This window comes from Pseudomonas sp. Pse35 (genome assembly GCF_024519715.1).
Taxonomy (GTDB): domain Bacteria; phylum Pseudomonadota; class Gammaproteobacteria; order Pseudomonadales; family Pseudomonadaceae; genus Aquipseudomonas; species Aquipseudomonas paracarnis.
This window is the reverse complement of record NZ_JALJRP010000031.1, coordinates 56,224-69,211: the sequence shown is the minus strand read 5'-3', so window position 1 is coordinate 69,211 and position 12,988 is coordinate 56,224. Positions and strand designations below refer to the sequence as shown.

Genomic DNA, 12,988 nt, shown 5'->3' with positions numbered 1-12,988 from the left:
CGAATTCCGGCCAGCGTGGTTTAACGGGGCGCCTAAGATCAAAAGCAGATCAAGATCAAAAGCCGCTCGCTTCGCATCGTGGTTTCCGGGGGCAAGATTGCCCCCCCATGTCTCACCGTGTTCCCCCTTACCACCCGGTCGGCTATAAGGCCGCCGCGCTCTGCTTTTGATTTGAAATCGCCCCGTTAAACCACGCTGGCCGAACGCGGGCTTTGCAGCGTGGGTAACCCGGCAGGACGCCGGGTTAGCCGCACTGGGCCAGGGATGGCCCATTGCGGCGGCCCACGCTGCAAAGCCTGCGTTCGGGCACACCGAGCCTGGGCGAGGTGCCGAGTGGTGGGGCGAAGGCCTTTTGGTTACTTTTGGGCCTTTCCAAAAGTGACCCGCTGTAAGAGCGGAACCATAAGTGGCCGTTACCGCAGGAATGGATATGTACGCAGACAGACCGCTATCGCAAGCAAGCCAGCTCCCATATCTGGATCGGTGCACACCCCTCAAGACACCACCTCCCCAACCCCAACAACTTCCAACCACCACCTGGCCAACCCCAAAACATTCTGCGCCTTGAGCAACGTAAAGTGATTCCCCCCGCCATACCAAACTTCCAACCCACCGCCCTGTCCTCGCCACCCCTCGATCATCACCCCCTGCTCACGCTGGTTCCCCGCCGAATCCAACGCCGGGTCCTGCGCCAACACCAGGCGCACCACCCCGTCATACCGCCCTTGCGGCTGATACACCGTGCGCAACGCCGCCGCGTAAGTGCGCGCCGGCCCATCCATCGCCTCCAGCGCCGCACGCGCCGGCAACAACCCCACGCTCACCATCCCCCCATGCAACGCTTGTCGCTGCGCCACTTCATCGCGCCCGGCAAAGTCCACAGGATCAATCCCGAGCGACTTCCCAGCCGCCAACTGCATCGCCTCGATCAACCGCAACAACGCCGCCGTCGAGGTATATGCCTTGCCCGCACGCCCCGGCGACTCGCTGTCGATCACCGTCAACGACCCCACCTCACGCCCCATTGCCTGCAAGCGCAGCGCCATTTCCAGTGCCACCCAGCCGCCGAACGAATGCCCCACCAGATGCACTGGCCCTTCGGGGCACTCCTGTTCCAGCGCCGCCAGGTAACACTGGGCCGCCGCTTCCACCTGGCTATGGGGCACCGCCTCGCCATCCAGCCCCCGCGGCTGCAAGCCATACAGCGGCCAGTCGCGCCCCAGCGCTTCGCTCAAACCCACAAAGCCGGTGACGCTGTCTCCCGCGCCTGGCACGCAGAACACCGGCGCATAACCGGCGCGCCCGCTCTGGATACGCAGCAAGGATGAGTGCGCCGCGCAACTCATCGGAGTACTCGCCGCCAGCGCTCGGCTCATGGCCTGGCCAAGGCTCTGGATATGCGGCGCCTGCATCATGCTCTGGTGATCCCCCGGCACCTGCACCTGGCGCAGTTGCCCAGGCGCCAGGGCGGTGTCCCAACCCAGCGCGGCACTGCGCCGCGACAGTTCGGTGGGCCGCTGCTCGGCGCTGAACAGGTGCACCGGAATCGGCAGCGGGAACAGGCTGTAGTGGGCCAGGGCATGCCCATGCCCGACTTCCCGTTGCAAAAAGCTCAGCAGGTCGGCGTCCGTCGCCGCTGCCATTTGCGCGTATAGCAAACCTTGATCGCGACAGCGTTGCAGCAGAGCCGCAAAGTCCAGCTGTCCAAGGCCTGCCTCCAGTTGTTCCAGGTTCGCCAGCTCATCCACACCTCCCTGTGCCTTCCAATAGGCCGTGCACTGCAACAACAAATGCCGCTTGAGGGCATCCGGCCCGCTCCAGCGTGACTTGCCCTGGTCGGTCATGCGCGGCACGTAGCTGTCGATCAAGCCCAGAAACGCCACGGCCTCATCCTGCCCCAGCAACTGCATGGCAACTTCATAGGCCAGCACACCCCCAAAGGACCACCCCGCCAATCGGTAAGGACCGTGGGGCTGGATCTGGCGAATCAGCCCGACCATGCGCGCGGCCAGGCCTTCCATGCTGTCCAGATGCGCCTCGTCGAGGGCCAGGCCCGGCAGGCCATATATCGGGTAATCGCCAGGCAGGTGCTGGCCCAGCGCCGGGAAGTACACGTCCATGCCACTGAACTCGTGCACCAGGAATAACGGTGCCTGCGCCCCGCGGCTACGCACTGTGATCACCGCCGTCTCAGGTAGCACGTCGTCACCGCGCAGGCGCAGCAGCGCCGCGACCGAGGCCACGCTGGCATGCTCGAACAGCTCGGCCAGCGACACCGGCAACCCGACCTCGTCCAGCCGATTGACCAGGCGAATTGCCAACAAGGAATGCCCGCCCAGTTCGAAGAAACTGTCATGGCGCCCCACCTGCTCAAGCTTCAACACCTCGGCCCACAGCTGGGCCAAGGTCTGCTCCAGTGCATCGACCGGTGCTTCAAATGTGCCGCTGGCCGAAGCGTCCCACGTCGGTACCGGCAAGGCTTTGCGATCGACCTTGCCATTGGCCGTCAACGGCAGTTGCTCAAGGATCACAAAGGCCGACGGCACCATGTAGGCCGGCAAGTGCGCCTGCAGATAAGCACGCACCGGCTCGATGCCGACCGGCTCGCCCGCCCAAGTGAAATAGGCCACCAGGCGTTTGTCCCCCGGCACGTCTTCGCGGGCCAGCACCACCCCCTCGCGGATTCCGGAGAATGTCGCCAAGCGTGCTTCGATCTCACCCAGCTCAATGCGAAAGCCACGGATCTTCACTTGGTCGTCATTGCGCCCGATGCACTCCAGCAGTCCGTCTGCGGTCCAGCGTCCGAGGTCGCCGGTGCGGTACAGCAAGGCGCCTGGATTGAACGGGTTCTGCACGAATTTTTCCGCCGTCAACTCAGGGCGGTTCAGGTAGCCCTGGGCGACACCGTCGCCGCCGATGCAGATTTCGCCGGTCGCCCCCAGGGGCAGCAGGTGCAACTGCGCATCCAGCACGTAGACCTGCGTGTTGGAAATGGGTCGCCCTACCGGCACGCTGTCGGCTTGAGTGGCAATGGCGCGCACTTCAAAAGTGGTGGCGTAGGTGGTGGTCTCGGTCGGCCCGTAGCAATGCACCAGGCGCAGCCCCGGAGCCAGCCCCAGCAGGTTGCGGAACGCCGCCGGGTCGGCACGCTCGCCGCCGCACAGCAAAATACGCAAGCCGGCCAGGGCCTGGGGAATCAGTTGCACATACTGGTTGAACAGCGCCGTAGTGACGAACAGCACCGTCACGCCGTTGAGTGCCGCGCCGAACGCCAGCGGGTCGAGCAAGGTGGCGTGGTCGATCACCTGCACCTGACCGCCGTTGAGCAACGGCCCCCAGACGTCCATGGTGCTGGCATCGAAGGCCGGGTTCGAAGCGAAGGCCACTCGGTCATTGGGACTGAAATCGGCGTAGCCGTTGTTGAGCACCAGGCGCGTGATGCCACGGTGAGGCACCAATACGCCTTTGGGCATGCCGGTGGAGCCGGAGGTGTACATGATGTACGCCACGCTCTGCGAGGACTGCAGCAGGCCCGGATTGTGGTCGGGGTGTGAGTCAAGGGCCAGGGTGTCCAGGTCCAGGCGCTGCGCCGCGCTCTCCACGCTGCAGTCGCTACCGGTCAACAGCCAGGCCGCGCCGCTGTCTTGCAGCATGAAGCCCTGGCGTTCGGCCGGCGCGCTGATGTCCAACGGTACATAGGCGGCGGCGCATTTGAGAATCGCCAGTTGGCTGACCAGCAACGCCACCGAGCGTGGCAGCAGGATCGCCACGTTATCGCCGGGGCACACACCCAGGCCGAGCAGGTGATGGGCCAGGCGGTTGGCGCGGCGGTTGAGTTCGCCATAGCTTATCCGTTGTTCGCCGTGCAACACCGCCAGCGCGTCGGGGCGCGCCTGCGCCTGGGCTTCGAACACCTGCTGCACGCTGTGTTCACGGGGGAACGCACGAGCCGTAGCGTTGAAGCCCTCAAGCAGTTGCTGGCGTTCAGCCAAGGGCAGGATCGGCAAACCACTGAGGGCGATGTCGCTGCGCTCTTCCAGTGCCTGCACCACCTGCATCAAGGCGTTATGCAGGTAGTCGCCCAAGCGTCGGGCTCCCTGCCCCATGGCCGTGAGGCTGAAACCTTCACCCAGGTCATCCACGCTCATCGACACGCCGTAGTGGGTGTGTTCCTCGGTCTTGAGCACCTCGATCCCCTGCCACGCGTCGGCCACGCCCCCGGCCTGGGGCGCACTGTGGCGGTAGTTGAACAGCACGCTGAACAACGGCGTGGCCATGGGTACGCCGCTGCAACGCTGGGCCAGCGCCAAAGGCGCGTGTTCGTGGCTGAGCAATTGGGTCAGGCGCCCATGGGTGGCACGCAGCGCGGTCAGTACCGAGTGTTCACCCAGGTCGACTCGCAGCGGCAAGGTATTGATAAACACCCCCATGGCGCGCTCGGCACCTTCGCCGCCTTGCAGGCGACCGAGCATCACCGTGCCGAACACCACCTGTTCACGGGCGCAGACCGTGCCCAGCACATGGGCCCAGGCCAGGTGCATGAGGCTGGCGGCGCTGACTCCCGCTTGACGCGCCTGGTTGCGCAGGCGCCGACTCAACCCCAGGTCGAGACTCACCTTCACGCGCTCATCGGCACCCAGGTGCGGTACGTCGGTGGGTTCGTCGACCTCAGCGAGCATCTCGCGGAAAAACGGCTCGTGGTCCTCAGCGCCCAGACGAGTCTGGGCCACGTAGTTGCGGTACGGCACGGGCGCGGCCAAGGTGTCTTGCGTGCCCAACAGGAAGGCCTGCATTTCGTGTTGCAGGATGTCCAACGCAATGTGGTCCATCACCAGATGGTGGAACAGCAACGTCGCCACCACCCGCTGCGACTCCTCGGCATACACCAGGCGCATCAAGGGTGCCTGGGCGAGGTCCAGGCGTGGCGGCACCGAGCCGTTTTCAACACGTAATGAGGCGGTGCGCCATACCACCTGCACCGGCTCCTCCAGCCCGTCCCAGTGGAAGGATGAACGCAGGATGTCATGGCGCTGGATCACCGCCTGCAAGGCATGGGCAAAGGCGTCCAGGCGCAGGCGGCTGTCGAAGGCAAACTGCGCCTGCAGCACATAGGCATCGTCACCTTGCACGGCGCGATGCTGATACAGGATGCCGGCCTGCAAGGGTGCCAGCGGGTAAATATCCTGCACATTCGCCGCACCGCCGGGGATGCTGGCAACGATGCGCTCGATGGCAGCGGGGTCCAGGGTGATCAGCGCAAGCATGTCCGGCGTAATCCGGGTGCAATCGGCCGCAATGCGATTGGCCGGCACCGTCACTTCACGCCCACCGCCCAAGGCCGCAGCCAGGGCGGACAAGGTCGGTTGGCCGAACAGCACTTTCACATCCGCCGACAAGCCCAGGCGGCGCATGCGCCCGATCAGGCTGACTGCCAGCAATGAGTGGCCACCCAATTCAAAGAAATTGTCATGCCGACCCACGCGCTCCACGCTGAGCAATTCGGCCCACAGTGCGGCCAGGGTGATTTCCGTATCACCCACCGGCGCTTCATAGTCGCGCACGCTCAACGCGTCCAGGCCCGGCGCCGGCAGTGCCTTGCGGTCGAGCTTGCCGTTGGGGCTCAGCGGCAGCGCCTGAAGGTGCATAAAGCTCGTCGGCAGCATGAATTCCGGCAGGTGTTGCAGCAGGTGGGCGCGCAGGCTTTCGACGTCGCTCGGCACGCCGGTGTAATAGGCGATCAGGCGCTGCTCGCGGGCAATCACGGCAGCTTCCTGCACCGCTGGATGCTCGGTCAGACGCGCCTGGATTTCCCCCAGTTCGATGCGCAGGCCACGAATCTTCACCTGGTCATCATTGCGCCCCAGGTACTCGAGAGTGCCGTCGGGCAAGTAGCGACCCACGTCACCGGTACGGTACATGCGCCCCGGGGTAAACGGGTCGTCGAGGAAGCGTTCGGCGGTCAGCTCAGGACGGTTGAGGTAACCCCGCGCCACCTGCACGCCGGCGATAAACAATTCACCGACCACCCCCAACGGCACCGGCTGCAACTGCTCGTCCAGTACATACAGGCGCGTATTGGCAATCGGCTTGCCGATGGGGGTGTTATCCGGCACCACGGCGCCTGCGCAGTCCCACGCGGTGACATCCACCGCCGCTTCGGTGGGGCCATACAGGTTGTACAAGCCAACCCCCGGCAATTGCTGTTTGAAGCGCCGTACCAGGCTGCCCGGCAGGGCTTCGCCACTGCACATCACCCGCACCAGCCCGGCGGCCTGGCTGACATCGCCGTGGGCCAGGAACACGTCAAGCATCGACGGCACAAAATGCAGCGTCGTGACCCCCTCGGCCTCGATCACCTGGCACAGGTAGTCAGGGTCTTTATGCCCACCAGGACGAGCCATGACCAGGCGTGCGCCGGTGAACAGCGGCCAGAAGAACTCCCACACCGACACGTCGAAGCTGAACGGGGTTTTCTGCAAGACCGTATCGCTGGCGGTCAACGCGTATTCGTCTTGCATCCACAGCAGGCGGTTGACCACTCCAGGGTGTTCGTTGATCACACCCTTGGGCTGGCCGGTGGAACCGGAGGTGTAGATCACGTAGGCCGCCACGCTGGCCGCCTGCGGGTTATGGGCGGGCTGATGCTGCCAGGTGGGCGAATCCAGGTTTACCACCGGCACCTCGCCCAGCAACCCGAGGGTGCTGGACTGGCCCAGCACTACCGTCGGCGCGCTGTCGTGGAGCATGTAGGCGATGCGTTCCAACGGGTAGGCCGGGTCCAGCGGCACATAGGCGGCGCCGGCCTTGAGGATCGCGTACAGGCCGATGACCATGTCCAGGCCACGCTCCACGCAGATCGCCACCCGCGCCTGGGGCTGCACACCCAGGGCTTGCAGGTGATGGGCCAACTGGTTGGCGCGCGCGTTCAGTTCGGCATAGCTCAGTTGCTGCGCGCCCGCCTTCAGGGCAATGGCCTGGGGTGTACGCAGTACCTGGGCTTCAAACAGGCCGTGCAGGGTCTGGTCGAGGTTGTACTCAACGGCGGTGGCGTTGAAATCCACCAGCAGTTGCCGACGCTCGCGCGCATCCACCAGCGGCACCTGCGCCAGCACCGCCTGGTCATTATCGACCATGGCCTGCAACACGCGGGTGAAATAGCCGACGTAACGCTGCATCGTCGATTCGTCAAACAGGACCACGGCATATTCCAGCGCACCGAGGATGCTGCCCTGCACTTCCCCCAGGTTCAACGACAGGTCGAACTTGGCGAAATGGCTGTTCTCGACAATGCTCTCCAGGGCCAGGTCGCCCAGGGCCAGGGTCGGCGCGCTGCTGTCCTGCCAGCTCAGCAGGGTCTGAAACAGCGGGCTGTGGGCCAGGCTGCGCGGCGGCCGGGTGATTTCCACCACCTGCTCGAAGGGCAAGTCCTGATGGGCCTGGGCTTGCAGCGTCAGCGCCTTGACCCGCGCCATCAACGCCTCGGTGCTCAGCTCGCCCGAGGTGTCGATACGCAGCGCCAGGGTGTTGACGAACAGGCCAATCAGCCCTTCGACTTCGGTGCGCATGCGGTTGGCCACCGGCGTGCCGATCACCAACTCGGGCTGCCCGGACAAGCGCGCCAACAGCGAAGCCCAAGCGCTCATCAAGGTCATGTACAAGGTGGTGCCATGGCGTTGGCTCAAGGCCTTGAGCCCGGCGGTGAGGCGTTCATCCAGGCGCACTTCGACGCTGCTGCCAGCGTAGTCCTGCTGCGCCGGGCGCGGGCGGTCGGTGGGCAGGGTCAGCAACGCCGGCGTACCGGCCAACGCCTGTTGCCAGTAGCTGCTTTGGCGCTGCAGCACCTCGCCGCTCAGCCACAGGCGTTGCCACACGGCAAAGTCGGCGTACTGGATCGGCAAGGGCGGCAGCGGGTCGGCGTGGCCGTGGCTGAAAGCCTGGTACAGCGCCATCAGCTCGCGGGTCAGCACGCCCATGGACCAGCCGTCAGAGACGATATGGTGCAGGGTCAGCAACAGCACATGGTGATCATCGGCCATCACCACCAGGCGCCCGCGCAGCAACGGGCCGCGCTCAAGGTCGAACGGTGCCGAAGCTTCGCCGTGAATCAGCGCGTCCAGGGCCTGTTGCGGCTGCGGATGGCGACGCAGGTCCTGCACTTGCAGCGGCAATACCTCTTCGGCCGGCACGACCAGCACCTGGGCCTGGTCACCCTGCTGGGCGAAGCGGCTGCGCAGGGTTTCATGCCGCCCCACAATGCGCGCCAGGGCCCGTTGCAACGCTTGCACATGCAACTGCCCGCGCAACCGCAAGCCGATGGGAATGTTGTAGGCGGTGTTGGCACCTTCCATCAAGGCCAGGAACCACAGGCGTTGCTGGGCGAAGGACAGCGGCACGTCCTCATCACGGTTGGCCGGCAAGATATCCGGCAAGGTGCTGCGACCGGCCTGGGCCAGTACCTCGGCGACCGCCGCCAGTTCGGCGTTGGCAAACAGGTCGCCCAGCGCCAACTCGACGCCCAGCCGCTGGCGCACCTGGGACACCATGCGCATGGCCAACAGCGAATGCCCACCCAGCTCAAAGAAATGGTCATAGCGCCCCACGCGCTGCACCTGCAACACATCGGCCCAGATCTGCGCCAGCACGGTTTCGATTTCGCCCAGGGGCGCGGCGTACTCGCGGGTAAAGACGGCGGCCATGTCCGGCGCCGGCAGGGCCTTGCGGTCAAGCTTGCCATTGGCCGTCAGTGGCAGTGCGTCGAGTTTCATGAACGCGACGGGCACCATGTAGTCCGGCAGATGCGCCACCAGGTGGGCGCGAATCTGGGCCACCGTCAGCGGGTCCAGTTGTGGGTTTTCGGTGAAGTAGGCCACCAGCCGTTCTTCACGCACCACCGCCACCGCTTCCAGAATCCCGGGCAACTGGTTGAGCTGGGTTTCGATTTCGCCCAGTTCGATGCGCACGCCACGGATTTTCACCTGGTCATCGTTGCGCCCCAGGTAATCGAGTGTGCCGTCCGGCAGCCAGCGCACCAGGTCGCCGGTGCGGTACATGCGTCCTTCGGTGAACGGGTCGCGCACAAAACGCTCGGCGGTCAGTTCCGGGCGGTTGAGGTAACCGCGTGCCACGCCCTTGCCGCCCACGTACAACTCCCCCGCCACCCCCAGCGGGACTAGGCGCAGGTGTTGGTCGAGCACGTAGACCTTGGCATTGGCCATGGGTTTGCCGATATGCAACGGCTGGCCCGCCTCGACCTTGCCGGAAGTGGCCACCACCGTGGCTTCGGTGGGCCCGTAGTTGTTGATCAGCTCAAAGCGCTGTGCCCGCCCGAACTGGCGCAGGCGGTCGCCACCGACCAGCAAGGTGCGCAAGGTCGGGTGCTCGATGTTCTGACTGAAGGCGTATTCCGCCACCGGCGTCGGCAGAAAGCTCACATCCAGTGGCTGCGCGCACCACCAGGCCAGCAGTGCGTCGATATCTTCGCCGCCCTTATGGGCCGGTGGCAGGTGCAAGGTGGCGCCCACACACAGCGCCGGCCACACTTCCCAGGCCATCGCGTCAAAGCCGAAGCCGGCAACACTGGCGGTATGCCGCCCGGCGCGCAGGTCGAAGGCGCTGCAATGCCAGTCCACCAGGTTGGCGACGCTGTGGTGTTCCACCATCACCCCCTTGGGCAAGCCAGTGGAGCCGGAGGTGTAGATCACATAGGCGAGATTCGTCGGGCCGACGGCGATTGTGGGGTTGCTCGCCGAATGGTGCTGCCAGGTGAAGCGGTCCAGGTTGATCACCGGCACTTCCAGCACCGGCAGGCGCGTCAGCAACGCATGCTGGGTGAGTACCGCCACCGGCGCGCTGTCGCTGAGCAAATAGTGGAGGCGCTCGGCCGGGTGGGACGGGTCCACCGGCACATAACCGGCGCCGGCCTTGAGAATCGCCAGCAACCCGGCCAGGGTGTCGAGGCCGCGCCGCGCGACAATGGCCACGCGGTCGTCGGGCTTGACCCCCAGCGCCAGCAGATGATGCGCCAGCAGGTTGGCTTGCTGGTTCAATTCGGCGTAAGTCAGTTGCCGGCCCTGATGCACAGCGGCAATGGCGTGCGGCGTGAGCGCGGCCTGGGCTTCGACGCGGCCATGCAGGGTGGTGCCTTGGGGGAAAACGGTCTGGGTGGTGTTGAACTGTTCCAGCAGCAAGCGCTGTTCGGCGGCGGGCACCACCGAGAGTTGATCAAGCGCGGTATGGGGGGCCTGCTCCAGTGCGCTCACCAGGTTTTCCAGCGCGGTGTGCAGGTAGGCGCAGACGCGCTGAGGGTCAACCAGGGTGCTGGCCAGCAAACTCAGGCCGAAGCCCTCACCCAGGTCGTCCACGCTCAGGGTCAGCGGGTAGTTGGTGCGCTCCTCGGCGCGCAGTGCGGTGATACCGTGCCAGGCCGACACCGCCTCGGCGCTGGCGGCGGGCGCGCTGTGGCGATAGTTGAGCAGCGCGCTGAACAGCGGCGTCGGCGCGAGCACGCCACTGCAACGCTGGGCCAGGGCCAACGCCGCGTGCTCATGGCGCAGCAAGGTGGTCAGACGTGCGTGGGTGGCCTTGACTGCGGTGCGTACGTCCTGGGCGTCTACGTCCACGCGAAACGGCAAGGTATTGATGAAAATGCCCAAGGCGCGGTCTGTGTCATGGCTGCCCTGCATGCGCCCCATCAATACGGTGCCGAACACCACCTGGGCTTTGCCGGCCAACACCCCCAGCACCTGGGCCCAACCCAGGTGAAACAGGCTGGCGGCGCTCACGCCCAGTTGGCGCGCCTGCCCGCGCAAGCGCTGGGCCAGTGCCGGCGCCAATGGCAGGCTGACTTCAGCGATACCCCGCGCATCACCTTGCACGTCCTGCAGACCGAACGGCAAGGTGGGCTCGCTGATATCGCCGAGCATCTGCCGGAAGAAACGTTCGTGCTCCTGCTCACTGATCCCCAACCGCGCCTGCGCCACATAGTTGCGAAACGGTACGGTCTGGCCCAGGGTCGCGCCTTGGCCCAACAGGCACGCCTGCATTTCGTGGCACACCACGTCCAGGGCGCTGTGGTCGAGCGCCATGTGATGGAACAACAGGGTGGCGACGATGCGCTGGTTGGCCGGGTCTTCAGCGCGCACCAGGCGCAGCAACGGCGCCTGGGTGACGTCGAGGCGATAGTGGCGGGCATCAAACAGGTCATGCAGTTGCGCGGCGATATCGCCATCGGCCGGGTCCAGCATCAAGGCTTGCACCGGCAGGCGTGCCTGGCGCCACACCACTTGCGAGGGTTGCGTCAGGCCATCCCAGACCACCCCGGTACGCAGGATGTCGTGACGGTCCATCACCCGTTGCAGCGCCTGGGCAAACGCATCGAAACGCGCAAGGTTGTCAAAGGCGAACTGCGACTGCATCACATAGGGGTCACCCTGCTCGGCACTGACATGGTGGAACAGGATGCCTTCCTGTAACGGCGCCAGCGGGTAAATGTCCTGGATATTCGCCACGCCGCCCTGCACCGTGGCGACAACGCGCTCGATCTCGTCCTGGCTCAGGGTCGACAGGGTCAGCATCTGGGGAGTGATGCGCTCGGCATTGGCCGGGATGCCATTGGCCGGTACCTGCACCTCACCGGCCTTGGTCGCGGTGTATTCACCGGCCTTGATCAGTTCGATCAGCGCCGGCTTGTGTTCACGCAAGGCGGCCAATATCGCCGGGTCGCTCAAGGCTTGCTTGTTGCCGTTCACCGACAACTGCTCGCCCTTGAGCGCCAGTTGCACATCCTTGGTTTTCAGGGTTGCCAGCAGCTCGAGGATGTTCACAGGACGATCTCCATTCGTTCGGTCATTGCGGCGTAGCCGGCCAGGGTCGGTTGTTCGAACAAGCCCCGCACATCGGCTTCCATGCCTTCCTGGCGCAGGCGCCCGATCAAGCTCACGGCCAGCAGCGAGTGCCCGCCCAGTTCAAAGAAGTTGTCGTGGCGCCCTACCCGCTCCACCTTGAGCAGCTCGGCCCAGAGTTGGGCCAGGAGGATCTCGGTGTCGCCTTCGGGCGCCGCGTACTCACGTACCTGCAACGCGTCCATACCTGGTGCAGGCAGGGCCTTGCGGTCGAGCTTGCCGTTGGGGCTCAGGGGCAAGGCGTCCAGGTGCATGAACAGTGCCGGCACCATAAAGTCAGGCAGGTGCTGCAACAGCTGGGCGCGCAGGCTTTCGATGTCGGTGGGCGCACCGGTGTAATACGCGACCAGGCGCTGGTCACGGGCGACGACCACGGCGTCCTTGACCGCCGGATGCTCGATCAGGCGCGCCTGGATTTCCCCCAGTTCGATGCGCAGGCCACGGATCTTCACCTGATCGTCGTTGCGCCCCAGGTACTCGAGCGTGCCGTCGGGCAAGTAGCGGCCCAGGTCACCGGTGCGGTACATGCGCCCAGGGATGAACGGGTCGTCGAGGAAGCGCTCGGCGGTCAGCTCAGGGCGGTTCAGGTAACCCCGCGCCACTTGCACGCCGGCGATGAACAGCTCACCAACCACGCCCAACGGCACCGGCTGTAACTGCTCATCGAGTACATACAGGCGGGTGTTGGCAATCGGCTTGCCGATCGGGGTATTGTCCGGCACCTCAGGGCGTGCGCAGTTCCAGGCCGTCACGTCCACCGCCGCTTCAGTGGGGCCATACAGGTTGTACAAACCAATCCCCGGCAACTGCTGCTTGAAACGCCGCACCAGGCTGCCCGGCAAGGCCTCGCCGCTGCACATCACCCGCACCAACCCCGCCGCCTGGCTGACATCGCCGTGGGCCAGGAATACATCGAGCATCGACGGCACAAAGTGCAGGGTCGTGATCTGCTCCGCCGCGATCACCTCGCACAGGTACGCCGGGTCCTTGTGCCCTTCAGGGCGCGCCATCACCAGACGCGCGCCGGTGAACAGCGGCCAGAAGAACTCCCACACCGACACGTCGAAGCTGAACGGGGTTTTCTGCAA

The 12,988-nt window shown here is 65.2% G+C and carries 2 protein-coding genes; both read right to left on the bottom strand.

Annotated features, from left to right (window positions below; translation table 11 throughout):
* Nucleotides 1-494: 494 nt before the first annotated feature.
* Nucleotides 495-11,822, bottom strand: a complete 11,328-nt coding sequence (locus OC445_RS21800; RefSeq protein WP_262020354.1) for a non-ribosomal peptide synthetase — start codon at nucleotides 11,820-11,822, stop codon at nucleotides 495-497.
* The coding region (locus OC445_RS21795) for an AMP-binding protein (RefSeq protein WP_262020353.1) at nucleotides 11,819-12,988 on the bottom strand (1,170 nt) is incomplete at its 5' end. The genes OC445_RS21795 and OC445_RS21800, both read right to left, overlap by 4 nt.